The sequence below is a fragment of the Pseudomonas sp. GM80 genome, assembly GCF_000282515.1.
GTDB lineage: Bacteria > Pseudomonadota > Gammaproteobacteria > Pseudomonadales > Pseudomonadaceae > Aquipseudomonas.
Genome location: NZ_AKJD01000094.1, coordinates 31,638 through 56,110 on the forward strand (window position 1 = coordinate 31,638; position 24,473 = coordinate 56,110).

Here is a 24,473-nt window from a genome sequence, read left to right on the forward strand (position 1 = left end):
TTTTATATGCCGCAGTTCTTTATCGACCGCCCGGTATTCGCCTGGGTGGTCGCACTGTTCATCCTGTTGGCCGGTGCGCTGGCCATCCCGCAGTTACCCGTGGCGCAATACCCGGACGTCGCACCGCCACAGATCGAAATCTATGCCGTGTACCCCGGCGCTTCGGCGCAAACCGTCGATGAAAGCGTGGTCAGCCTGATCGAAGAGGAACTCAACGGCGCCGATCACTTGCTGTACTTCGAATCGCAGAGCAGCCTCGGCAGCGCGACGATCAAAGCTACTTTCCAGCCGGGCACCAACCCGGAACTGGCGCAGGTCGATGTGCAGAACCGCCTCAAAGTGGTCGAGTCGCGCCTGCCGCAAGCGGTCAATCAGCAAGGCTTGCAGGTGGAGAAAGTCTCTTCCGGTTTCCTGCTGCTGATCACCTTGACCTCCAGCGACGGCAAACTCGATGACGTAGCGCTCAGCGATTATCTGGCGCGCAATGTCATGAACGAAATCAAGCGTCTGGACGGCGTCGGCAAGGCGCAGCTGTATGGCGCCGAACGTGCCATGCGCATTTGGGTCGACCCGCAGAAGCTGATCGGTTTCAACCTGACGCCGGCTGACGTCAACGCCGCCATCACCGCACAGAATGCGCAGGTGTCTGCCGGCAGCATCGGCGACCTGCCCAACCCGTCCAGCCAGGAAATCACCGCGACGATTTTGGTCAAGGGTCAGTTATCGACGCCTGAAGAATTTGCCGACATCGTGCTCAAGGCCAATCCGGACGGCTCGACCGTGCGTATCGGCGACGTGGCAAGGGTCGAGATCGGCAGTCAGGAATACCAGTTCGGCACACGCCTGAATGGCAAGCCGTCCACCGCCGTTGGTGTGCAGCTGTCGCCCGGCGCCAATGCGCTCGCCACCGCAACCCTGGTGCGGGCGAAGATGGATGAGCTGTCGCGCTACTTCCCGGTGGGCGTTGAATACAAGATCCCGTACGACACATCGCCGTTCGTCAAAGTCTCGATCACCAAAGTGGTGTACACCCTCGGCGAGGCAATGTTGCTGGTGTTTGCGGTGATGTTCCTGTTCCTGCAGAACGTCCGTTACACATTGATTCCGACGCTGGTGGTGCCGGTCGCACTGATGGGCACCTTCGCCACGATGTTGGCGCTGGGTTTTTCGATCAACGTGCTGACCATGTTCGGCATGGTGCTGGCCATCGGCATTCTGGTGGACGACGCCATTGTTGTGGTGGAGAACGTCGAGCGGATCATGGCCACCGAAGGCTTGTCGCCCAAAGAGGCGACGCGCAAAGCCATGACGCAGATTACCGGCGCCATCATCGGCATCACCTTGGTGCTGGTCGCGGTGTTCATTCCGATGGCGTTCATGCAGGGTTCGGTCGGGGTGATCTACCAGCAGTTTTCGTTGTCGATGGCGACGTCGATCCTGTTCTCGGCCTTCCTCGCCCTGACGCTGACACCCGCCTTGTGCGCAACACTGCTCAAGCCGATTGCCAAAGGCGAGCATCACGAGAAATCCGGATTCTTCGGCTGGTTCAACCGCCGCTTCGAACACCTGACCGATCGTTACCAAGGCTGGGTGGGTTATGCGCTCAAGCGCACCGGGCGTTACTTGCTGATCTACCTCGTGCTGTTGGTCGGGCTGGGGATATGCTTCATGCGCCTGCCCTCCTCGTTCCTGCCGGTGGAAGATCAGGGCTACACCATCACCGATATTCAACTGCCACCTGGCGCGACCAAGAATCGCACGGTGCAGGTTGCCGAACAGTTCGAGGCGCACAACGCCGGCGAGCCGGGGATCAGTGACAGCGTGGTGATTCTGGGCTTCAGTTTTTCCGGCAGCGGCCAGAACGCCGCGCTGGCGTTTTCCACACTCAAGGACTGGTCGCAACGGGGCAGCGACGATTCGGCGAGTTCGATTGCCGATCGCGCCAACATCGCCCTCAGCCAGATCAAGGATGCAATGGCGTTCGCTGTATTGCCGCCGCCCGTTGATGGCCTCGGCACTTCCAGCGGTTTCGAATTCCGCCTGCAGGATCGCGGCGGCCTCGGCCATGCCACGCTGATGCAGGCACGCACCGAACTATTGGCGGCGGCGGAGAACAGCCCGGTGCTGATGAATGTGCGTGAAAGCGCACTGGCCGAAGCGCCGCAAGTGCAGCTGGAAGTGGATCGCAAACAGGCTAACGCGCTGGGCGTATCGTTTGCCGATATTGGCAACGTACTGTCGACCGCGGTGGGCTCGGCGTATATCAACGACTTTCCCAATCAGGGGCGGATGCAACGCGTTGTGGTGCAGGCCGAAGGTGATCAACGCAGTCAGGTCGACGACCTGCTGAAAATGCACGTGCGCAACAACAACGGGAAAATGGTGCCGTTGTCAGCGTTCGTCCAGGCCAAATGGATTCAGGGCCCGGCGCAACTCACCCGCTATAACGGTTACCCGGCCATTTCGATCTCCGGTGAACCGGCGCCCGGCCACAGCACCGGTGAAGCCATGGCCGAGATCGAACGTCTGGTGGCGCAAGGGCCGAAGGGCCTGGGTCAGGAATGGACAGGGCTGTCCTTGCAGGAGCGTTTGTCCGGTAGCCAAGCACCGATTCTGCTCGGCTTGTCGCTGCTGATCGTGTTCCTGTGTCTGGCGGCGCTGTACGAGAGTTGGTCGATACCGACCTCGGTATTGCTCGTGGTGCCGCTGGGTGTGCTCGGCGCAGTACTCGCCGTGACATTGCGCGGCATGCCCAACGATGTGTTTTTCAAAGTCGGGCTGATCACCATCATTGGTCTGTCGGCGAAGAACGCGATCCTGATCATTGAGTTCGCCAAGAGTCTCTATGACGAAGGGCATGACCTGATTGATGCAACGTTGCAGGCAGCACGTTTGCGTCTGCGCCCGATCGTGATGACATCGCTGGCGTTCATTCTCGGTGTAGTGCCGCTGGCGATTGCCACTGGCGCCAGTTCGGCAAGCCAACAGGCGATCGGTACTGGCGTGATCGGCGGGATGATTACCGCAACGCTGGCAGTCATCTTCGTACCTGTCTTCTTCGTGGTCGTCATGAAGCTCGTACAACGCTTCACCAAGCCCCACTGATCCAAACTATAGGAGCTGCCGCAGGCTGCGATCTTTTGACGTTGTTTTGAAAATCAAAAGATCGCAGCCTGCGGCAGCTCCTACAAAAGCGTGATCGCGTGAGCTATGGTGCTGGGATTGTTCACTCTTGTGAGTTCTCATGCGCTTCCTTGCCCGTACCCACCCTCGCCTGTCAGCTGCCGCTCTGGTTGGGCTCTGCGCGGGTCTGTTGGCCCCGGCCGATTCGACCATCAGTAAAATCCTCATCGGCTGGAACGCCGGCGTCTGGACCTACCTGGCCCTGATGCTGTGGCTGACCGTGCGCGCCAAGGCGCCGGACGTCAAACGCATCGCTGAAATCGAAGACGAAAATGCCGGGCTGGTGTTGTTCGTTGTCTGCATCGCGGCGCTGGCCAGCCTGGCGACCATTACCTTTGAACTGGCCGGTAGCAAAGACCTTGAAACCACTCGAAAACTGCTGCATTACGGTTTTACCGCAATGACGGTCATCGGCTCGTGGTTGTTGATCGGCATGATCTTCAGCGTCCACTACGCCAGGCTTTACTACACATGGGACGGCAAGGAACCCGCCCTGCGGTTTGCCGAAGGACTGACAACGCCCAACTATTGGGACTTTCTGTACTTCTCGTTCACCATCGGTGTGGCGGTGCAGACGGCGGATGTAGGTGTTGCAACGCGGGATATTCGAAAGATTGTGCTGGCGCAGTCGTTGATTGGTTTTGTGTTCAATACGGCGATCCTCGGGTTCTCGATCAACATTGCAGCAGGGTTGTTCGGCTGAAAAAACGCGGCATGTTCTCGCCGTTTAAAGATCACCAAAAAATACGCCTGTAAACTGTCAACACTGACAGTTTACAGGCGTGCTGTATTCGGGCTTCCATACAATATCCAGAAGTAGGACGGGTCAGTCTTTGGATGTTCCCAACCATATTGTATGGAGATAAAATTCATGAGCTATGCAGCCCGTGCCTACGCGAAGATCGTTCCGGTTTCAGCGCCTACCTATTTGTTTGCAACGATCAACGGCGATGCCAATCCACGCTACAGGTTTGTCAAAGTCCCTCAATTCATGGAGTTTCGATCCACCTCCAAGCCTTCCTTCGGAACGAAGCCCTACCCGGAAGGCCCGCGTTACGTCCTGACAGCTGGATACACGAAGGATGGTGTAACGCGAACGCTTGAGTTCGTGTTCCCTTCCAAACCCCAATCGATGACATATGACCTGTCGAAAGATAGCGATGATGTTAGATGCACCTACTATTCCGATCCCGCGACGGGTGACCTGCACGTCTCTGTGAGCGGGAGTCTGACAGTGAGATATGACGACATTGAAAAAACACTGAGTGGCACCTGGTCCGGCACCTTTGACCATGGTGGAGAGAACGGCAACGAAGAATTCCCGATCACTGGGGAGTTTGTCGCTGACGCCAACCTGAGCAAAAGAAAAAACACTTACTGACTATGGAAAAAGGAAGCTGAGAAGCTTCCTTTTTTTTGCTGATGCGGTCAGAAATTGAAGCTTAACCCGACACTCCCACCCAGCTCCTGGTCAGCTTTGCTGCCCCTGCTGGTGCCTATCTCGCCAAACACCTGCCATTTGTTATTGGCTGGCACCCAGTTCAGGCCACCGGTCAACTGCACACTGGTGCTGGACAAATCGTTGTTGAAGTCGGTCTCATTCACGCTGACACGATTGTTGTTGACGAACTCATGACTTACCGCCGCTTGCAGTCTGGGTTGCAATTTTCCGCCATTGTCCAGCACCACCTCGCGACCGACTGTCATTGCGACCTTACCGAGCAATGAGCGGGTTTCATTGCTGTCTACCTGCAGTTGATTGTCCAACTTATAGTCTTTGCCTTTAACCGTTGCTACACCAAACTGAGCAGAGGGCTCGATGAAGTAACCTCGGTTCAAGACGATATGTTTACCCACTTCGACGGTTCCACTGATCCCGAGATTATCGAAGTTACCCTTTGTTCGAGTGTCATCGCTCAAGGTGACTTTGACGTCGTTAGTAAAACGGTTGATTTTGCCAACGGTATCCACGTAGTACCCGGTCATTTCGTCAAACCACGACAAATAAATACCGCCATAGGTGCTGTCGATCGTGCCGGCGCTGCCACTGGCCAGGTTAAGGCGAGTGGTGCTGTATCCACCAAAAACCCCGATCAACCATTGGCCATCGCCTAACGGTAGTGGCGTATCCACGCCCAAGGAGACACCCGTCTGATTTTGTTTATAACCATCACCGTAGGCATTCTTGACGTTGTACTGATTGGCATGAGTCCGTATCCAAAGGCCGGATGTCGCGTTCTGATTATTTGAGTCCGTTGCAGCAACCGATCGCGACCGGGGCTGAGTGCCGGCCATGCGACGGTCGCCGAGGCGAGTATTGAGAGTTGTCATTTCCGAATAAATGACCGTGGGAGCGGTACCGGCAATAGCCAACGCTGTTTGTGAACCGGTGCTCGGCGTGGTTCCATCAGTTCGCAGGAAAATACCTTCGCCCTCTCGCACCAGTTTGTACGCCAAAGCACCCAGATCAACCTGACCGTTTCTCAGATCGAACTGAGCATCCCCGCCGGCGATGTTAGCCACTTGAACTGGCGCACCACTGACAGGTTCGCTGGCGCTTGCACCGACCACTAGCTCGTGACGGCCACTGGCTGATTCCGTGACATTGAGAAAGTCGGTTTCACCGGTGGCCACGTCAGCATCCAAAAAAAACCGGCCGTTGCCAGACAGGTTGGCAACGTCCAGGCGGACGAATTCGGCGGGCGTGCCGAATCTTACGTTCCCGCCCTGCATTTCAACAGTCGACAATGAATTGCTGCCAACCAGGTTCCATTCAGCCCCACGCCCGATGGACATAGTACTGACGCCGGTAACCGAGCCGTGCAGGATCGAGTCGTTGTCCAGCGTAACGACGCCATTCCCCGAGCCCTGAATGTTACCGGTGAGTATGCTTCGGGTGTCGAGCGAAACAGAGGCAACGTTGAGCAAATTGCCGTCAAGGCTGGCATTGTTTTGCAAGAAAACGGCGGCGGCTCCACCGTCAGCAACCTCTACATTGCCTGTCAATTGGCTATTGTCAATCTGAAATCGCGCCGCTGCGCCATCGATGACTTCGAGGATATTACCGTTGCCGCCGATCAGGTTCGAACGGTTAGCTATTTCGATCAATACCGGTTGATCATCCGGCGTCGCAAAATCGAGTTTGATTGCCGCGCCAGTGCGCCCCTGCACGGTTGACCCATCGACCTTCAATAAACTCTGTGCGGTGACATCGCTCGGGTTTAAAACCGTGTCCTCGCCGAAGATGATCCCGTTCAGTTCACCGATGACCCGGCTGTCTGCACTGATGTTGGCGCTGCCGCCATAAAGTTCGAGGCCAACCCCATCGGCGTCGATCCCTTCGACCCGACTGTTCAGCAGATTCAATGTACTGAGAGATGTCACCGCTGCACCCGAGAAACCTCCTGTCAGCGTACTGCCAGTGACAGTCGCTGTTGAACCAACGGGTGTGTTCAGGTCGCGCGCAAGCGACATTGCTCTGCCATCGCTGGACAGCGTACTGCCGGATACCACTGCCGAGCTGTCGGTCAAGCTCAGCGCAGTGTCAAAATTGCTACCGGTCACCGTCGCCCCGTCCAGAGTCACGAGGGCATCTGCGGAGGCATCAATCTGTGAAGTGTTGGCAGAAATCGCGTTTAACTTCCCACCGCCAACAACGATATCAAGCGCGTCACCACCATTGATGTTGAGCGTGGCAGTGGCAGGGATAAACCAGGCTTCTGGCGCAGCGCCGACGGATACGGTTTCGACATCGCCAGGATTGAGATTTCGCGAAAAAGATTCGTCTGAGAACGCAACTAACACAGCCACGTACGAAAGCGTGCCAGTGATTTTAAAAACTGTCGGCCCCAGTCTTTTTTCGATCGTCATATTTACTTCTCGTTGAGTTAAATCGGGACGCAAGAGCGACAGTTCAGATAATCATGCTCCATCAGTCGCCGTTATTGAGAGCGCCGAAGGATACCTGCATGTCCGAACCATCTCTGTAGGAAAAATCCTCTTTGTTAGTGGGCTTAATCGTCCACAGTCAACATGTAACACTCACCTTGTTCACCAACCAGATTGGATTGCCGGGAGAGTTTCACCCTCCCGACAATGCAATAACGCCGATTACCGATTAAGGAGCAGGTGCAGGATCCCAACCCGGTTCCGACTCGCAATACTTGAAGTCACCGTTAAGCAAGTAAACAACCATTTCCTCAACTTCCGATGTCGGTACCGTCGGCGTGGAGTACCAGATCTTCACATAACCCGCATAAAACTCGCTTGGATCAGGTGTAGCAGCAGGTGGACGAGGAAGATTGCGAATAGAAGGCTTATACGGCACTTCCCAGATCATGCCTGCCGTTAGTTCTGCCGCAGTGATAGCGCGAGTTTCACTAACCACGGTATCAGGCGGCGCATCTATTGTATAAGCGTCATCATGCCAGCCTTTCCAATTGAATGTGATGTCCATCCCAGCGGTGAAATGAGTATTGGGTTTGATTCTGAACGTCGCAACGTGATCAGCCCCCGTCAAACTTTCGCAAATAATGTTAGGGTATTCGGTGCCATCGGTCGGTGGACGCTGAAATTCCGGTTTGTCGAGGACGATGACTACAGTATTGACAGTGACCGTCTCTTTAGCAGCATCTTGAGTATTATTTCGAGCGGGGTTTTCATATGTCCACCAAACCTCTTTAGCCCCAATGCCACCCGGGCCGACAACGCTATACGGCAAAGGTATTTCAATGACTGTATTGATATTCGTAGCATCCATTGGCATTGAATTGACAATAATTTCCCCTTGATTCCCGAGATACTTCAAAGTTACCAAATCGCCCACTTCGGGATCGGGAAATGTCGTCCCGGTTGTGACAGGCGATACATCGATGAAAGCAGTGGCTTCTTGATCGACGTCATGAGGGCCGAGCAAGTTGTCCGTGACAGGGGCCTGTCCGCGGACAATCGCTTTCCGGAATTCGGGATTAACCTCAGGGGGCGGGATCAACGGGTCGACGATATAAGGCGGATGCGTCGAGAAATCTGTTTTTACGGTTATTGCTCCAGTGTCGATTGATAAACCGCCACGCATCAAGTCAGCTTTGACAACCACTTCTAATTCAAAATTGGTCCCCGTCTGGTTATCAAAGTATTCTTTGCTCAGGCTCGACCAAGGAATGGTGAACTCCAGCTCCGAGAGCCCATTGAATGGGAGATCCTGGGCTGGTTGAGTGCCGTACGTCAGGCTCACTGCGTCGGTGCCAATAGTATTTGGCAACCGGCTGACTTTTACCTTCACACCTGCACGCGCATCTTTTAAATCGATCAGACCATCTTCGTTTACCGGGACGGTAATTACGCCCAGTTTAGGAAGTGGCAGAAAACGTACGTTTCTGAAAAACACGCCCCACGCGCTTTCGTTGCCTGCTTCATCTGAGATGATAAACCAGATGAACACCCTGCCGGTCGTCACCTTGCGTAGCTCTGTTACCGGAATAACAACGTCGCCACCGGCGGGCATTGGCCCATCATAAAAAGCTGGCACTTGCGGAGGGTTAGTCCGTTGTCCCGCCACGTACAGTCTTAAAGTGTGTGGTGCCACGGCATTGGAAAAGGACGTATCAACCTTTACTTGCAATCCCGCTGCGTTGCCCGGCTGGCTCGCCCATGGGTCATCCAGATCGCCGGGGGCATTTGGAAACGTAGCTGGCGGTATTGTTCTGACGCCAGGGATCTGCCCGGGATTTGTACCTGTTTGTGCAGGTTTCGCCTGCCAGGCACCGGTACGGTCGATAAAAAACTGCATCACAACACCGGTCAGGGGATTGAGCCCCCGCTCATACAGAACGCTACGAACCCAGATAGGCGTCGGTCCGTCTGGCGTTGCATTTTCGCCCAGAAATTCGGTAGGCACTCTGATCGGAAAATCTTCAGGGCGGGTAGCCAGGTCACCGAGGCTCACCCGGGGCAGCCGCGTGAAGTCTGTCGGCAACGGATTGGCGGGAGGGGCAGTTCGCGTGACATCAAGGGCGATCTGATCCCTGTTGTTGGGGTTCGCCCATACATTTGTTTTGACCATAAGTGTCAGTGCGGTGCCAACAGGAATCGCGGCTATCGGAATAATATCCTTGCCTGTACCACGGCCATCCGGTATCTCCGGGGTGGGCGCAGTTAAAACGCTCAATAGTGTGCCTGACGCCGCTGTTTGAATACTTGTCATGTGCTTGCTCCATTGTGTAGAAAATGTTTTTGATCCATGCATCTTCGACAATGGCGAACGCCGCCAAATGCAGTCGTAATATCGCTGCCAGCATTACCTTCTGATCAGGTCATCCAACTTGAATTCGCGCAATATCCGCTTTCTCCCGGAATGACCCTGTCTACTTTTACCAGCCCGGTAAAAGACCGAAATATAGCAATTCCATTTCGCAACAAATGGTAATTGACGGTCGCCGAATCTCTATCTCTCATCGGTTCTATATGTGAAGCAAATGGTTTTATCACCAGCTTGACCGCTTGCCTGTTTACAACATCAGTGACAACTTCATTGAATTCGAACACTTGCGTTAACGGCGTTCCTGATCCATTTAGAGAGTCCCACGCTTGCCAATAAACTCTGAGGACATCGTTGAGAGCAAATAAGTCATCAAAAGGAATCTCGACACGCACCCCTTCCCAGATAAATAAGGATTGCGGATCGTGGGGATAATTTTTACCGCAACCGATCTCCCCCCAAATGTTTGCGTCGGGAAAACTCGCCGCTTTCAAACGTTGCGGCGGCGCAACAATTGCAAATGTCAGGCGTCGTGCGGGCGATGTCGTGGGGTTGATCGAGCGTACCGTGTACAACAACTCAAACGTCGCCACATCCGGTAGTTCTTTGGGAGCCACTGAAATACGAAACTCCACAGCGTCGTCCGCGGCCCCATATTCGGCCCAGGCGACAAAAGCGGGGTTACCGACAATGAAAATCTCGACACGGTCTTTGCGGATGCCAGAAACAGGAAAATTCGGCCAGCGGTCGATAACACAGATAATGCCAACTTGTTTTGCGTCCGGCGGTAATGTTCCAGCCGGGTCTTGGGGGTCAACTCCATCCACTCGCGCAAGGTTCAGGAGCACACCGGCATCCAATGTGCTGCTGGGTACAATTGGCACTCTGCTCGGCATGGAGTTTCTCACTGGCTGATCATCTCGACTTGAAGAAATTAAGCGCTGCTATACGAAAACTGCCTACTGTCAAATCTGACAGGTCAGGCAACCGCCTGTCGGAAATCCAGGTTGTCGTGAATGTTTCTGACGCATTTGGAGGTTGACGACCAAAGGGCTGATAGTGTCTCCTGAAACCGGTTTCAGCGACGTTTGCACATTGAAAACGCTGCCCTCCAAAAATAAGGTCTACCGAATTGAACGTCTTTTCCGCCGCTCAACGCAGCCGCGTCACCATGCTCGACGTTGCCAAACACGCAGGCGTGTCGAAGGCCAGCGTCTCGCGCTTCATCGGCGATGACCGCGCCCTGCTCTCTGATGCCATTGCCTCGCGCATCGACCAAGCCATCGCCGAACTCGGCTACCAACCCAACCAGATGGCCCGTGGCCTCAAGCGCGGTCGTACGCGCCTGATCGGCATGTTGGTTGCCGACATCCGCAATCCTTATTCAATTGCCGTGATGCACGGGGTGGAAACCGCCTGCCGTGCGCACGGTTACAGCCTGGTGGTGTGCAACACCGACCGCGATGACGAGCAGGAGCGCCAGCATTTGGCGCTGTTGCGCTCGTACAACATCGAAGGGCTGATCGTGAACACCCTTGGCCACCACCGCGACGAGTTGCATGAATTGCATCGCGAAATGCCAATGGTGTTGGTGGATCGCAAGGTCGCCGGGCTTGACAGCGATATGGTCGGCCTGAATAACGCGCAAGCGGTGGAAATGGCACTGGCTCATCTTGAACAGCGCGGCTATCGCGACGTGGTGCTGGTGACCGAACCCTATGACGGCACCAGTTCGCGAGTGGAGCGCGTCAGTAGTTTTCAGGCGCAGATCGCCCAGCGATCACTGCTAAGCGGAACGGTTTTGGCAACCGGCGACAACTTGACTGGCGCTCTTCAATCGTTCTTGCACAAAGCGGGGGCCGGCCCCAAAGCACTGTTTTGCGCCAATGGCGTCGCAGCGCTGGCCTGCGTCAAAGCATTGCGCGAGATCGGTTGCCGTTTATTCGACGATATCGGGGTGATCGCCCTGGATGATCTGGATTGGTATCCGTTGGTGGGGAGCGGGATTACCGCGCTGGCCCAGCCGACACAAGAGATTGGCGCGCGGGCGTTTGAGTGTCTGCTCAAGCGCTTGCGCGGGGATGATGAGGCGGCGCGGGTGCTGGATTTTGCACCGGTGCTGGTTGAGCGTGGGTCGACCCGTCAGAGCGACGGTGTTTGAGCTGACGCTATCGCTGGCAAGCCAGCTCCCACAGTGTCCGGGGCGTATAACAATTTTTTGTACACGCCCATGAACCTGTGGGAGCTGGCTTGCCAGCGATGGGGCTTGAAGGAACAACACAAAACTGCCTGATTTTTTTGAACAAAAATGAAACCGGTTTCAGAGGTCAATAACAATGAATAAACCTGCCGTCTCCATCAGTTTGTCCAGCTACGGCGCCGAACTTGTCCGCCAGCGCGGGCAAGGCGCTTTCATCGAAATCCTCGCCACGGCCGGGGCCGATCGCATTGAATGGCGCGAAGAGCTGCTGACGCGCGAAGACCCGGCCCAGTTGGCTGAAGCTACACAGGCCCAAGGGCTGCAAAGCATCTACTCGTCGCCTACTGAACTGTGGCTCGCCGGTCAGGCGCAACCCAACCCCGAACTGATCACCGCGCTGCACAACGCCGAAACCTTCGGCTCGAAGTGGCTCAAGGTGTCGCTCGGTTATTTCACCGACACCAACGATCTGCAGGCACTGGCCGAACGTTTGAAGCACAGTCCGGTGCAACTGCTGGTGGAGAACGACCAGACCCTGCAAGGCGGCCGAATCGAACCGTTCCAGCGCTTCTTCGCCGCCGTCGAACAGCACAATCTGCCGATCAAGATGACTTTCGACATTGGCAACTGGCAATGGCAAGACCAGTCCGCCGCCAGCGCCGCGCGCCTGCTGGGCCGCCACGTCGGTTACGTGCATTGCAAAGCCGTGGCGCGTCGCGCTGACGGCAAACTGGTGGCCGTGCCGCCCGCCGTCAGCGATCTGCATCTGTGGGAACAACTGCTGCGGCACATGGCTCAAGGCGTTATGCGCGCTGCCGAGTACCCGCTGCAAGGCGAGGACCTGGTCGAGTTGACCCGCGAACACGTCGCCGCCCTCGCCCACCTCGGCCAATCGAGTCTGGAGCCTGCTCATGTCTGAGGTCGATATTCTCTCGTTCGGCGAAACCATGGCGATGTTCGTCGCCGAGCAAACGGGTGATCTGGCCGCGGTCGAGCAATTTCACAAGCGCATCGCCGGCGCCGACAGCAACGTTGCCATTGGCCTGTCGCGCCTGGGCTTCAACGTCACTTGGCTGAGCCGGGTCGGTCAAGACTCGCTCGGGCGCTTCGTTGTCGAAACGCTGACAAAAGAAGGTCTGGATTGCAGTCATGTCGAGGTCGACAGCGCCCACCCGACCGGTTTCCAGTTGAAGTCTCGCAGTGACGATGGCAGCGATCCGCAGGTCGAGTATTTTCGGCGCGGCTCAGCGGCCAGCCATCTTTCGCCGCAGTCGATCACCGCAAAATTACTCAGCGCCCGTCACCTGCACGCCACCGGTATTCCACCAGCACTGTCAGCCTCGGCGCGGGAGATGTCCTTTGAATTGATGAGCCGCATGCGCAACGCCGGACGCAGCGTCTCGTTCGATCCCAATCTGCGCCCGAGCCTGTGGGCCAGCGAGCGCGAGATGATCACCGAGATCAACCGCCTCGCCGCCCTCGCCCACTGGGTGCTGCCGGGATTGAGCGAGGGTCGCTTGCTCACCGGCTTCAACGACCCGGCCGACATTGCCGCGTTTTATCTCGATCAAGGCGCTGAGGCCGTGGCGATCAAGCTTGGGCCGGAGGGTGCCTATTACCGCACGCAGTTGGCGCAGGGTTTTGTTGCCGGCGTGCCGGTGGCCCACGTCGTCGACACGGTGGGTGCCGGTGATGGCTTTGCGGTCGGGATGATCAGTGCCTTGCTGGAGCATCAGAGTTTTGCCGAGGCGGTGCAGCGTGCGAACTGGATTGGCAGCCGCGCCGTGCAGAGTCGCGGGGATATGGAGGGCCTTCCAACCCGTCTGGAATTGTCCGTTGAGTTTGAGGCCGCCATCGCTGGCAAGCCAGCTCCCACAGGATTTGGTGATAAAAACACAACTTTTGATACACCCCAAAACCCTGTGGGAGCTGGCTTGCCAGCGATGAGGCCCTGACAGACAACATTCATTGAACCTGCTGCGACAAAAACAACAAGCTCAGGAGCCACAAACCATGAAAACCGTGACCCTCGCCACCCGCCGCTGGTGGTACATCATGCCAATCGTATTCATCACCTACAGCCTGGCGTATCTGGACCGCGCCAACTACGGTTTTGCCGCTGCCTCGGGGATGGCCGAAGACCTGATGATCACCCCGGGCCTGTCTTCGCTGCTCGGCGCGCTGTTCTTTCTCGGTTACTTTTTCTTCCAGGTGCCGGGCGCAATCTATGCGCAAAAGCACAGCGTGAAGAAACTGATATTCGTCAGCCTGATTCTCTGGGGCGGCCTCGCCACGTTGACCGGCGTGGTCTCCAACGCCTATTGGCTGATCGTCATCCGCTTCATGCTCGGCGTGGTTGAAGCCGCTGTGATGCCGGCGATGCTGGTGTACCTGTGCCACTGGTTCACCCGCGCCGAACGCTCGCGAGCCAACACTTTCCTGATCCTCGGCAACCCGGTGACCATGCTGTGGATGTCGGTGGTCTCGGGGTATCTGGTGCAGCATTTCAGCTGGCGCTGGATGTTTATCATCGAAGGTTTGCCGGCAGTGCTTTGGGCGTTTATCTGGTGGCGCCTGGCCGATGATCGTCCGTCCGAGGCCAAGTGGCTCAACGACCAGGAAAAGCAGGATCTGGAAAGCGCCCTGGCAGCCGAACAGGTTGGTATCAAGGCGGTGAAAAACTACGCCGAGGCCTTCCGTTCGCCAAAGGTGATTATTCTGGCGCTGCAGTTTTTCTGCTGGAGCATCGGCGTGTACGGCTTTGTGCTGTGGCTGCCGTCGATCCTCAAGGCCGGCGCGCAAATGGACATGATCGAGGCCGGCTGGCTGTCGGCGCTGCCGTATCTGGCGGCGGTGATCGGCATGCTTGTGGTGTCGTGGGGTTCGGACAAGTTGCAGAAACGCAAACGCTTCGTCTGGCCGCCGCTGCTGATCGCATCGATCGCTTTCTACGGTTCGTACGCGCTGGGCGCTGAACATTTCTGGTGGTCTTACACCTTGCTGGTGATTGCCGGCGCCTGCATGTACGCACCGTACGGGCCGTTCTTTGCCATCGTCCCGGAGATTCTCCCCGCCAACGTCGCCGGTGGCGCGATGGCGCTGATCAACAGCATGGGCGCGCTCGGTTCATTCGGCGGCTCGTACCTGGTCGGTTACCTGAACAGCACCACCGGTTCGCCCGGCGCATCCTACCTGTTGATGAGCGGCGCGTTGTTGCTGTCGGTGGTGCTGACGATTTTCCTCAAGCCCGGCGCGAGTGATCGCGTGGTGGCCAAAGCCGTGACTGCGCGCCATGTACCGGCCCATTCCTGAAGAGACTTTTGCCATGAAAAAACACGTCGTGTTGTACAAGAAACTCTCGCCAGCGCTGATGGCGCGCCTGCAAGAACAGTGCGAAGTTACACTGATCGAAAGCCTCGACGCCGACGGTCTCATGCAACTGCGCGACGCCCTGCCCCGCGCCCACGGTCTGCTCGGCGCCAGTCTGAAACTCGATGCGGCGTTGCTCGATCTGGCGCCGCAGCTTGAAGCGATTGCCAGCGTTTCGGTGGGCGTCGACAACTACGACATCGCCTACCTGAACACACGGCAAATCGTGCTCACCAACACCCCGGACGTCCTCACCGAAACCACTGCTGACACTGGCTTCGCCTTGGTCCTCGCCGCCGCCCGGCGTGTGGTGGAACTGGCGAACCTGGTGCGCAACGGCCAGTGGCAACGCAATATCGGCCCGGCGCACTTTGGCACCGATGTGCACGGCAAGACGCTGGGGATCATCGGCATGGGCCGCATTGGCGAAGCATTGGCGCAGCGTGGCCATTTCGGCTTTGGCATGCCGGTGATCTATCACAGTCAGTCGCGCAAACCGGCGGTCGAGGCGCGTTTTGCCGCGCAGTATCGAAGCCTTGAGGATTTGCTGCAGCAAGCCGATTTCATTTGCCTGACCTTGCCTTTGACGGCGCAGACAGAAGGTTTGATCGGGGCTGAGCAGTTTGCGTTGATGCGCCCCGAGAGCATCTTTATCAACATCTCGCGGGGCAAGGTTGTTGATGAGGCGGCGATGATTGATGCGCTGCGCGAAAAGCGCATTCGCGCGGCGGGGCTGGATGTGTTCGAGCGCGAGCCACTGGATCAGGCATCGCCGTTGTTGCAGCTTGATAACGTAGTGGCGACGCCGCACATGGGCTCGGCGACGCATGAAACGCGTGAGGCGATGGCGCGGTGTGCGGTGGAGAATCTGCTGGCGGCGTTAAGTGGAGAGAAACCGGGGAATCTGGTGAATTCATCGGCTTGGCAGGGCTGAGAATTTCATTGCCTTATTGGGCCTCATCGCTGGCAAGCCAGCTCCCACAGGTTTTTCAGTGTTGATTACATTTGAGAACGACACAAAATCCTGTGGGAGCTGGCTTGCCAGCGATGAGGCCAGTACCGGCGACCTATAACCATCAGGCACTGCGCGCCTGTAAAAGCTGCGCCGCACACAGCGCAATCCGCGCGCAGGCATCGGCGAGCTTCACCCGATCCAGCACCAATCCCAGACGAATATGCCCCGCCGCGCTCGGGCCGAATGCCTCGCCGGCCAGCACCGACACGCCGTAACCTTCCAGCAAGCGCTCGGCGAATGCCTGCGCGCCAAGCCCGGTCTGGCGCACATCGACCATCACAAACATGCCGCCATCCGGACGAATCGGATACAGCCCCGGACAACCGTGCAAACGCTCGCACACCAGATCCCGGCGCAAGCGATATTCTTCGCGCATCTGCGTCACTTCCGGCAGGTCCGACTTCAGCGCCACCTCCGCAGCTTTTTGCACAAAGTCCGGCAGGCCGAACAACATGCTCAGCGACAGATTGACCAGATGTTCCGCCAACGGCTTGGGGCCGATCATCCAGCCGATGCGCCAGCCGGTCATGGCATGGGATTTCGACAGGCTGTTGATGGTCGCCGTGCGTTCGGCCATGCCCGGCAGGCTTGCCGGGCTGATGTGCTCGCCTTCATACAAAAGGTCGCTGTAGACCTCATCGCTGATCAGCCACAGGTCATGACGAATGCACAGCGCTGCCAATTCCTGCCAAATCAGCAAAGACAGGCTCGCGCCGGAGGGATTGTTCGGGCTGTTGAGCAACAGCGCGCGGGTTTTCGGAGTAATACGTGCAGCGACATCAGCAGGATCGACCCGAAAACCGTTTTCCGGTTTCACCGGCACCGACACCACCGTCGCCCCGCACGCGCCGAACACCCCTTCGTAGGTGACATACATCGGCTCGGCGACGATCACTTCATCACCCGGATCGAGCAGACACTGCGCCACTGAATACACCGCGCATTGCGCGCCGGGCATGATGATCACATGGTCGGCATCGACCGCCTGACCGCTGCGCGCCCGATGGCGCCCGGCGATCAGCTTGCGCAGCGCCACGCGGCCGCGCACTTCGGAATAATGGGTATCGCCCGCCAACAGGCTATCGATGGCCCCGTGGATGATCGGCAGCGGCGTATCGAAATCCGGATCACCCACCGTCAGCAGCAGGATATCGACACCCTCGGCGCGCAACTCCAGCGCTCGGTCGTGAATCTGCCAGGCTGCTGCTCCTTCCCCGGCGATTCGTTGGGTCAAGGCTGAATAGCGCATGTACGTCTCCTGATTGCGCGGTCTCCAGCCTTCACCCTATCTCAAATCACAAAACGCGCCACCATGGCATTCAAATCCACCGCCAGACGTGACAGTTCATGCGTCGCGGCGCTGGTCTGGTTGGCTCCGGCGGCCGATTGCGTGGCCAGGTCGCGGATGTTGACCAGGTTGCGATCGACCTCGCGCGACACTTGCGCCTGCTCTTCCGACGCACTGGCGATAACCAGATTGCGCTCGTTGATCTGATGGATCGACTGGGTGATCTGTTCCAGCGCCACGCCAGCGGCGCGGGCCATTTCCAGCGTCGACTGCGTGCGCTGGTTGCTCTGCTGCATCGACGAAACCGCTTCGCCGGTGCCGTTCTGGATGCCGGCGACCATTTTTTCGATTTCCTGGGTCGACTGCGCGGTGCGATGTGCCAAGGCGCGCACCTCGTCCGCCACCACGGCGAAACCGCGCCCGGCTTCACCGGCACGCGCCGCTTCGATCGCCGCGTTGAGGGCCAGCAGGTTGGTCTGTTCGGCAATGGCGCGGATCACGTCGAGCACCTTGCCGATGTCGCGCCCTTGCGCCGCGAGGCCTTCGATCATTTGCGCGGTGTTCTGCACGTCATGGGTCATGGTCTGGATCGCATCAACGGTTTTCACCACTTGATCGCGACCTTCACGCGCGGCGTGGGTCGACTGGTTCGAGGCTTCTGAGGTCGAGACGGCGTTACGCGCGACTTCTTCCACAGCGGCGGTCATTTCGTTGACGGCCGTGGCGGCTTGCTCGATTTCATTGTTCTGTTGTTGCAGGCCGCGTGAGGCTTCTTCAGTCACGGCGCTGAGTTCTTCGGCGGCGGCGCCCAGTTGCGTGGCGGAACCGGCGATCTGCTCGATGGTTTTGCGCAGGTTGCTCTGCATCGCAGCCAGCGCTTGGAGCAGGCGCGCCGGTTCGTCGTTGCCGTCGACCTCAATGAGTTTGGTCAGGTTGCCGCCCGCGATGGTTTGCGCGGCGGCGACTGCGCGATTCAGCGGCGTGACGATGCTGCGGGTCAGCAGCCAGGCGAGCAACACGGTGGCCATGGCCGCCACCAGCGCGACGATGATAATCCCGGTGATGGCGCTGTCGTAGTGCTCACCGGCCTGGATCGACGCGGCTTTGGCGTCGGCAGCGTTGATGGCGATCAGTTTGTTCAACTGCTCGCCCATCTGATCGGTGCCGTCCTTGATTCGCGTATTGATCAGGTTGCGCATCTCATCGAGTTTGTCCTGACGCGACAGGTCCATCATTTGATTCTGCGCTTGCAGGTAGTTTTCCAGGGTATTGGCGAAGGTCTGGTACAGCGCGCGCTCTTCCGGGCCGGCCGGCAACGCGGCATAACTGGCCTGGGCGGCGCGAACCTTGTCGACCAGGGCGGCAATGCGCGTTTGTGCTTCCTGCAAACCGGCGGCTTCGCGGTTGACCAATATGCGGAACGACAGAATGCGCAGGCGCAGGACGTTTTCCGTCACCACGCTGAGATGAGTCACGCTGGGCAGCTGCGTCGAGTCCATGTCGACCGAGGCCTGGCGGATGATCGACATGCGGTTGACGGCGAACACGCCGAGCACAATCACCAACAGGGCGATGAAGGCAAAACCGAGGAAGGCACGGGGCGCGATGTTCAGGTTACGCAAGGACATAGTTGGACTCTCGGATGATAGAAACTACGAGCGTCCTTGCCGTGATCACTGGCCCTTGAGAGGGCTTCAGTCCGGCGTCACTGTTTTGGGAAGTCTTTGTGCGCGCCTGTTAGCTGTATCGGCCAGGCTTGAGGAAGATTGCGGGTCAAGAGCAAGTATTTTTCAGGGTGTTACAACAATGAAACAGTGTTCACCCCACATGTAGGAGCTGCCGAAGGCTGCGATCTTTTGATCCTGTTTTTGTAAAGCAAGATCAAAAGATCGCAGCCTTCGGCAGCTCCTACAGGGGTTGGGTCAGGGTTTGGCGAGTTGCCAGACGCGGGCGATGTCGGTGGCGCGTTCGCTCAGCAGGCGTGGTGCTTCGGCGCAGGCCTTTTCCAGTGTCATCGGTCCGCTGGTCACGGCAAACGCGGCATCGATGCCATGCACATAGAGGTCTTGATAACCCTCGCCCAACGTCCCGGCAATGACGATCACCGGCACGTTTTGTTGTTTGGCGATCCGCGCCACGCCAAACGGGGTTTTGCCGCGCAGGGTTTGTGCGTCAAACCGACCTTCGCCGGTGATCACCAGATCCGCGCCTTTGACGGCTTCGGCCAGGCCGACCAGTTCGGCCACCACTTCGACGCCAGCCTGGAATTGCGCCCCGAGAAACGCTTTGGCAGCGAAACCCAAACCACCCGCCGCGCCGCAGCCCGGTTCATCACGAACGTCTTTGTCCAGCGCCTGCGCGCACAGGTCAGCAAAGTGGCCCAAGGCCTGATCGAGTTGCTCAACCTGCGCAGGCGATGCACCTTTCTGCGGACCGAAGATCGCCGAGGCGCCGTGTGGGCCACACAGCGGATTGTTGACGTCGGCAGCGATGTCGAACCGCACCTGCGCCAGTCGCGGATCCAGTTCGCGCAGATCAAGCCGCGCCAGTTGCGCCAACGCGAGGCCGCCGGGCACCAGCGACTGATTTTGTGCATCGAACAGCTTGACGCCCAACGCCTGCATCGCGCCGGCGCCTGCGTCATTGGTCGCGCTGCCGCCAATCGCCAGAATGATCCGCTGCGCGCCGGCATCCAGCGCTGCACGAATCAACTCGCCGGTGCCAAACGTGCTGCTGACGCAGGCATCGCGCTGCCCGGTTGGCACCAGTTGCAAGCCACTGGCCTCAGCCATTTCGATGATTGCGGTGTGGTTGTGCGGCAACCAGCCCCACGCGGCGTCAACCGGCGCGCCGAGCGGGCCACGCACGCGGGTGCGGCGCAGTTCGCCTTCACAGGCAGCAAGAATCGACTCGACCGTGCCCTCGCCACCATCGGCCATCGGGCATTTGACCAGCGTTGCCTGTGGCCACACTTGCGTCAGGCCTTGGGCAATGGCCTCGGCGACGCCTTGGGCACTCAGGCTGTCCTTGAACGAATCGGGGGCGATGACGATCTTCATGATGATTCTCCAGTTCCAATGCCCCTCATGCTGCCAGTCGGCATGCACATTGACGCCTGTCCGCTGCACAATTTGCACAGACGTTTATTGTTCATTTATACAAGGCAGTGGAATTGACGTTGGGTCTCATGGCCTCATCGCTGGCAAGCCAGCTCCCACAGGGTTTGTGTTGACACGTTATTTGTGAACACAGCAAAACCTGTGGGAGCTGGCTTGCCAGCGATGGCGTCCTCAAGAACACCTCAGATAGGCACATCAGTCTGGGGCAGGAGCTGCACCCCGAGGTACAGCGCCAGCATGCCGTCCAGCCGCAGCGGGTCGACGCCACTGAGTTCGGCAATCCGCTCCATCCGGTAACGCAGGCTGTTGCGGTGGATACCCAGTGCATCGGCGCATGCCTGGCTTTGGCCGTCGTGCTCGCACCAGGTGCGCAGCGTGGCCAACAACTGGCCATTGCTGTCCTTGGCGAGCACTTTGCGCAACGGCTTGAGCAGTTCATCCAGCGCATCATCGTTGCGATGGCGCCACAACATCACCGGCAGTCGATAGCGATTGAGCGTCAGCAGCCGTGAATGCGGCAGTACGTCTCGCCCGTAGGCCAGCAAGTCACCGACCCGGCGATAACACCGGCGCAAACCGAGCAGACCTTCAGCCTGGCCGCCCACGGCAATGCGCAAAATGTTCCAGCCCATGCCATCAAGTTTTTCCAGCAAACGATCATGCTCGACGTTCTGGCTGGCCGGGCGACACCACAGCAGTGACGATTTCGCCGAACTCACGCACCAACTGTCGGGATAGCGCGACGTCAGCCAGGCACTCAGCGCGTCGACGGTTTGCCCCGGCCCATGTTCCAGCCCCAACTCGAACAAGTACGGCACCCGCGTCAATTGCGGTTTGAGCCCCAGTTGCTGCGCTTCGTCAAACAGGCGCGGTGAATCGCCCGCCTCGCTCAACAGCAACGCCAGCAGATCATCGCAACGCTGCCGCCGCCATTGCTGTTCGGCCTGTTGATTGCGCTGGCCGACCAGCATCTCGGCGGTCATGCGCACGAGCTCGGCGTACGTGCGCAGTTGCTCGGGCTCGCCGGTGATGCCCAATACGCCGATCAGGCGCTGATCGAGCAACAACGGCAGATTGATCCCTGGCTGCACGCCTTTGAGGTGCACCGCCGTCTGCGCGTCGATCTCCACCACTCGGCTGTTGGCCAGCACCAGTTGCGCGCCTTCGTGGCGGGTGTTGATGCGTTCCGGCTCGCCGCTGCCGAGGATCAATCCCTGACTGTCCATCACGTTGACGTTGTAGGGCAAAATGGCCATGGCCCGGTCGACGATGTCCTGAGCGAGGTCGTGATCGAGTTCGAACATAGTCTGTAAATCCTTGAAAACACGCGCGGACGGGTTGTTCACCCGCACAGGGTCTGGCGGCAAACCCTGTGCTCAGGCACAAAGACAATCCTGCCAATGGTGGCCGAGACTCTCAGGGCGATCAACGTTACCCTTTGTATCGCAAAAAATCATAATAAAGAGAGAGCCGCTATGTCGCACAGCGCCGCAGCTACCCAGACCAAAGAAGACGATAAAAATGCCGTTTACAAGCGCATCACCCTGCGCTTGATCCCCTTCATCTTCATCTGCTACTTGTTCAACTACCTCGACCGGGTCAACGTTGGATTTGCCAAACTGCAGATGCTCGACGCACTGAAATTCAGCGAAACCGTGTACGGCCTTGGGGCCGGGATTTTTTTCATCGGCTACGTGCTGTGCGGCGTACCGAGCAACCTGGCGTTGACCAAGTTCGGTCCACGACGCTGGATTGCCGTGATGATGATCACCTGGGGCACGCTGTCCACGTGTCTGTTGTTCGTCACCACACCGACCGAGTTCTACACCCTGCGCCTGTTCACCGGGGCCGCCGAAGCGGGCTTCTTCCCGGGCGTCGTGCTGTACCTCTCGCAATGGTTCCCGACCTTCCGCCGTGGCCGGATCATGGCGCTGTTCATGTCGGCCATCCCGGTGTCGGGTTTGCTCGGCAGCCCGTTCTCTGGCTGGATCCTCAATCACTTCGCCGCCGGACAAGGTGGTTTGGCAGGCTGGCAGTGGATGTTCTTGCTGCAAGGCATTCCAACCGTGATCCTTGGCGCCCTCGCCTATTTCCTCCTGAGCGACAGCTTCGCCCATGCCAAATGGCTGACCCCGCATGAACGCGCGGTGCTGGAGGCGGATCAGGCTGAAGACCTGGCGAACAAACCGAAAACCACCTCGGACTCGCTGCTGGCAGTGTTCAAGAACCCGGCGATCTGGGCCTTCGGTCTGATCTACTTCTGCATCCAGAGCGGCGTGTACGCGATCAACTTCTGGCTGCCGTCGATCATCAAGAACCTCGGTTTCAGCGACAACCTGGTGATCGGCTGGCTCAGTGCGATTCCGTACCTGCTGGCGGCGGTGTTCATGCTGGTCGTCGGGCGTTCGGCAGACTTGCGCAAAGAACGCCGCTGGCACTTGGTGGTGCCGATGTTGATGGGCGCGATCGGTCTGGTGATTGCGGTGAATTTCGCCGCTAACCCGGCCATTGCCATTCTCGGCCTGACCATTGCGACCATGGGCGCGCTGACCGGCCTGCCGATGTTCTGGCCTGTGCCAACGGCGATGTTGAGTGCCGGTGCGGCTGCCGGTGGCTTGGCGCTGATCAACTCGATGGGGCAAATGGCTGGGTTCCTCAGTCCGTATCTGGTCGGTTGGGTCAAGGACAGCACCGGGTCGACCGATGCAGCGTTGTATCTGCTGGCGGGCGTGATTGTTGGCGGGAGTCTGTTGGCGTTGCGGATGACGCGGACGTTGCGGGCTTAATAAAAAGTCAAAAGATCGCAGCCTTCGGCAGCTCCTACAGGGGATCACGGTCTCATGTAGGAGCTGCCGCAGGCTGCGATCTTTTTGCGTTTTAAAAGGAACAACAATTCACTTTGCGCCCTGTGACTCATCTGGTATTTGTTGGGGTTTCCCATCGACCAAAGGATTTCGGCATGAACTATCGCACACTGGGTCACTCGGGGCTGCGGGTGTCCACCCTCACCCTGGGCACGATGATGTTTGGCGAGCAGACCAGCACCGAGGACTCGCTGCGCATCATCGACAAGGCCTGGGATCAAGGCATCAACTTCATTGATACCGCCGACGTCTACACCAACGGTCGTTCGGAAGAAATCGTCGGCGAAGCGATTGCCCGCCATCGCCACGAATGGGTACTGGCGAGCAAAGTCGGTTTCGGCCCGGCGGACGGCGTGCCGAACCGCAGCGGTTTGAGCCGCAAACACATTTTCAACGGCCTGGAGGCCAGCCTGACCCGGCTCGGCACCGATTATCTCGACATCTATTACTTGCACCGCGAAGACCACAACACGCCGCTGGAAGTGACTGTTTCGGCGATTGGCGATCTGATTCGCCAAGGCAAGATTCGCTATTGGGGCCTGTCCAATTACCGTGGCTGGCGCATTGCCGAGGCCGTTCGCATTGCTGACAAACTCGGGATTGATCGCCCGGTGATCAGCCAGCCGCTGTACAACATTGTCAACCGTCAGGCCGAGACCGAGCAAATAACCGCAGCGCAAACCTACGGTCTCGGCTTAGTGCCTTACAGCCCGCTGGCCCGTGGCGTGCTCAGCGGCAAATACGCGCCCGACATCAAGCCGGACGCCAACAGCCGCGCCGGACGTCAGGACAAACGCATTCTGGAAACCGAATGGCGCGTGGAGTCGCTGCGTATCGCCCAGCAGATCCAGCAATACACCGAGCAACGCGGCGTTGGCATGGTCGAATTCGCGATTGCCTGGGTGTTGAACAACAGCGCGGTGACCTCGGCGATCGTCGGGCCACGCACTGAGGAACAGTGGGATGCGTACGCCAAGGCGCAGGCAGTGAAGATCACCGCGCAAGATGAAGCGTTTATTGATTCGCTGGTGACGCCGGGGCATGCATCAACACCGGGGTTCAACGATGTGAGCCATTTTGTGTCCGGGCGCAAACCCCACTCAATCTGACGCCCCCTCCTGTAGGAGCTGCCGAAGGTTGCGATCTTTTGATCCTGTTTTTTTTTAAATCAAAAGATCG

The 24,473-nt window shown here is 58.1% G+C and carries 17 protein-coding genes; 10 read left to right on the forward strand and 7 right to left on the reverse strand.

From position 1 onward, the window contains the following. Positions 1–6: 6 nt before the first annotated feature. The 3 genes from PMI37_RS16000 to PMI37_RS16010 all read left to right on the forward strand — a co-directional run bounded on the left by PMI37_RS16000 (position 7) and on the right by PMI37_RS16010 (position 4,564). On the forward strand, positions 7–3,105 hold the full coding sequence (locus tag PMI37_RS16000; RefSeq protein WP_008082611.1) for an efflux RND transporter permease subunit: 3,099 nt from the start codon (positions 7–9) through the stop codon (positions 3,103–3,105). Positions 3,106–3,244: 139 nt separating this feature from the next. Continuing rightward, positions 3,245–3,886, forward strand: a complete 642-nt coding sequence (locus PMI37_RS16005; RefSeq protein WP_008082613.1) for a DUF1345 domain-containing protein — start codon at positions 3,245–3,247, stop codon at positions 3,884–3,886. A 168-nt stretch (positions 3,887–4,054) separates the two neighbouring features. Then, positions 4,055–4,564, forward strand: coding sequence for a hypothetical protein (locus PMI37_RS16010; RefSeq protein WP_008082615.1), 510 nt, complete (start codon positions 4,055–4,057; stop codon positions 4,562–4,564). A 47-nt stretch (positions 4,565–4,611) separates the two neighbouring features. Here PMI37_RS16010 and PMI37_RS16015 read toward each other — a convergent pair whose 3' ends face one another. From PMI37_RS16015 to PMI37_RS16025, 3 genes are all read right to left on the reverse strand, one after another. Continuing rightward, the gene (locus PMI37_RS16015; protein ID WP_008082616.1) at positions 4,612–7,053 is read right to left on the reverse strand and encodes an autotransporter outer membrane beta-barrel domain-containing protein; all 2,442 of its coding nucleotides are present in this window, start codon (positions 7,051–7,053) and stop codon (positions 4,612–4,614) included. Between the two features lie 247 nt (positions 7,054–7,300). Further along, positions 7,301–9,385 (reverse strand): hypothetical protein, encoded by a 2,085-nt coding sequence (locus PMI37_RS16020; RefSeq protein WP_008082618.1) that lies wholly within the window; start codon positions 9,383–9,385, stop codon positions 7,301–7,303. A 104-nt stretch (positions 9,386–9,489) separates the two neighbouring features. Next, the gene (locus PMI37_RS16025; protein ID WP_008082625.1) at positions 9,490–10,335 is read right to left on the reverse strand and encodes a hypothetical protein; all 846 of its coding nucleotides are present in this window, start codon (positions 10,333–10,335) and stop codon (positions 9,490–9,492) included. Between the two features lie 236 nt (positions 10,336–10,571). Between PMI37_RS16025 and PMI37_RS16030 the strand changes: the two genes are divergently transcribed. The 5 genes from PMI37_RS16030 to PMI37_RS16050 all read left to right on the forward strand — a co-directional run bounded on the left by PMI37_RS16030 (position 10,572) and on the right by PMI37_RS16050 (position 15,942). Beyond that, a complete protein-coding gene (locus PMI37_RS16030; RefSeq protein ID WP_008082627.1) occupies positions 10,572–11,600 on the forward strand; it encodes a LacI family DNA-binding transcriptional regulator in 1,029 nt (342 codons plus the stop codon). A 175-nt stretch (positions 11,601–11,775) separates the two neighbouring features. Next, positions 11,776–12,558 carry a sugar phosphate isomerase/epimerase family protein gene (locus PMI37_RS16035; protein ID WP_008082635.1) on the forward strand — a complete coding sequence of 261 codons (783 nt, stop codon included), beginning with the start codon at positions 11,776–11,778 and terminating at the stop codon, positions 12,556–12,558. Continuing rightward, entirely contained in the window at positions 12,551–13,594 is a 1,044-nt protein-coding gene (locus tag PMI37_RS16040) for a sugar kinase (protein ID WP_008082636.1), read from the forward strand. The genes PMI37_RS16035 and PMI37_RS16040 overlap by 8 nt, the downstream gene beginning before the upstream one ends. A gap of 58 nt (positions 13,595–13,652) precedes the next feature. After that, positions 13,653–14,951: an MFS transporter gene (locus PMI37_RS16045; RefSeq protein WP_008082637.1), complete on the forward strand. Its 1,299-nt coding sequence runs from the start codon at positions 13,653–13,655 to the stop codon at positions 14,949–14,951. A gap of 13 nt (positions 14,952–14,964) precedes the next feature. After that, positions 14,965–15,942, forward strand: coding sequence for a 2-hydroxyacid dehydrogenase (locus tag PMI37_RS16050; RefSeq protein WP_008082638.1), 978 nt, complete (start codon positions 14,965–14,967; stop codon positions 15,940–15,942). A gap of 142 nt (positions 15,943–16,084) precedes the next feature. On the opposite strand, the gene PMI37_RS16055 is transcribed toward PMI37_RS16050, so the two are convergent. The 4 genes from PMI37_RS16055 to PMI37_RS16070 all read right to left on the reverse strand — a co-directional run bounded on the left by PMI37_RS16055 (position 16,085) and on the right by PMI37_RS16070 (position 21,734). Further along, on the reverse strand, positions 16,085–17,272 hold the full coding sequence (locus PMI37_RS16055; RefSeq protein ID WP_008082639.1) for a pyridoxal phosphate-dependent aminotransferase: 1,188 nt from the start codon (positions 17,270–17,272) through the stop codon (positions 16,085–16,087). A gap of 41 nt (positions 17,273–17,313) precedes the next feature. Further along, positions 17,314–18,939: a methyl-accepting chemotaxis protein gene (locus tag PMI37_RS16060; RefSeq protein ID WP_008082640.1), complete on the reverse strand. Its 1,626-nt coding sequence runs from the start codon at positions 18,937–18,939 to the stop codon at positions 17,314–17,316. A gap of 294 nt (positions 18,940–19,233) precedes the next feature. Further along, a complete protein-coding gene (locus PMI37_RS16065) occupies positions 19,234–20,370 on the reverse strand; it encodes a glycerate kinase (RefSeq protein ID WP_008082645.1) in 1,137 nt (378 codons plus the stop codon). A 242-nt stretch (positions 20,371–20,612) separates the two neighbouring features. Next, positions 20,613–21,734, reverse strand: a complete 1,122-nt coding sequence (locus tag PMI37_RS16070; protein WP_008082647.1) for a sugar diacid recognition domain-containing protein — start codon at positions 21,732–21,734, stop codon at positions 20,613–20,615. 171 nt (positions 21,735–21,905) lie between these two features. Here PMI37_RS16070 and PMI37_RS16075 point away from each other — a divergent pair, with 171 nt between their 5' ends. Both PMI37_RS16075 and PMI37_RS16080 read left to right on the forward strand, forming a co-directional pair. Beyond that, positions 21,906–23,216, forward strand: a complete 1,311-nt coding sequence (locus PMI37_RS16075) for an MFS transporter (protein ID WP_008082649.1) — start codon at positions 21,906–21,908, stop codon at positions 23,214–23,216. Between the two features lie 173 nt (positions 23,217–23,389). Beyond that, on the forward strand, positions 23,390–24,403 hold the full coding sequence (locus PMI37_RS16080; protein WP_008082655.1) for an aldo/keto reductase: 1,014 nt from the start codon (positions 23,390–23,392) through the stop codon (positions 24,401–24,403). The last annotated feature ends 70 nt before the right edge of the window (positions 24,404–24,473 follow it).

What these genes read in the sequence shown, in the direction of transcription:
- PMI37_RS16000 (WP_008082611.1), top strand. Translation starts at nt 7, where the DNA reads ATGCCGCAGTTCTTTATCGACCGCCCGGTATTCGCCTGGGTGGTCGCA.
- PMI37_RS16005 (WP_008082613.1), top strand. Translation starts at nt 3,245, where the DNA reads ATGCGCTTCCTTGCCCGTACCCACCCTCGCCTGTCAGCTGCCGCTCTG.
- PMI37_RS16010 (WP_008082615.1), top strand. Translation starts at nt 4,055, where the DNA reads ATGAGCTATGCAGCCCGTGCCTACGCGAAGATCGTTCCGGTTTCAGCG.
- PMI37_RS16015 (WP_008082616.1), bottom strand. Translation starts at nt 7,053, where the DNA reads ATGACGATCGAAAAAAGACTGGGGCCGACAGTTTTTAAAATCACTGGC.
- PMI37_RS16020 (WP_008082618.1), bottom strand. Translation starts at nt 9,385, where the DNA reads ATGACAAGTATTCAAACAGCGGCGTCAGGCACACTATTGAGCGTTTTA.
- PMI37_RS16025 (WP_008082625.1), bottom strand. Translation starts at nt 10,335, where the DNA reads ATGCCGAGCAGAGTGCCAATTGTACCCAGCAGCACATTGGATGCCGGT.
- PMI37_RS16035 (WP_008082635.1), top strand. Translation starts at nt 11,776, where the DNA reads ATGAATAAACCTGCCGTCTCCATCAGTTTGTCCAGCTACGGCGCCGAA.
- PMI37_RS16040 (WP_008082636.1), top strand. Translation starts at nt 12,551, where the DNA reads ATGTCTGAGGTCGATATTCTCTCGTTCGGCGAAACCATGGCGATGTTC.
- PMI37_RS16045 (WP_008082637.1), top strand. Translation starts at nt 13,653, where the DNA reads ATGAAAACCGTGACCCTCGCCACCCGCCGCTGGTGGTACATCATGCCA.
- PMI37_RS16050 (WP_008082638.1), top strand. Translation starts at nt 14,965, where the DNA reads ATGAAAAAACACGTCGTGTTGTACAAGAAACTCTCGCCAGCGCTGATG.
- PMI37_RS16055 (WP_008082639.1), bottom strand. Translation starts at nt 17,272, where the DNA reads ATGCGCTATTCAGCCTTGACCCAACGAATCGCCGGGGAAGGAGCAGCA.
- PMI37_RS16060 (WP_008082640.1), bottom strand. Translation starts at nt 18,939, where the DNA reads ATGTCCTTGCGTAACCTGAACATCGCGCCCCGTGCCTTCCTCGGTTTT.
- PMI37_RS16065 (WP_008082645.1), bottom strand. Translation starts at nt 20,370, where the DNA reads ATGAAGATCGTCATCGCCCCCGATTCGTTCAAGGACAGCCTGAGTGCC.
- PMI37_RS16070 (WP_008082647.1), bottom strand. Translation starts at nt 21,734, where the DNA reads ATGTTCGAACTCGATCACGACCTCGCTCAGGACATCGTCGACCGGGCC.
- PMI37_RS16075 (WP_008082649.1), top strand. Translation starts at nt 21,906, where the DNA reads ATGTCGCACAGCGCCGCAGCTACCCAGACCAAAGAAGACGATAAAAAT.
- PMI37_RS16080 (WP_008082655.1), top strand. Translation starts at nt 23,390, where the DNA reads ATGAACTATCGCACACTGGGTCACTCGGGGCTGCGGGTGTCCACCCTC.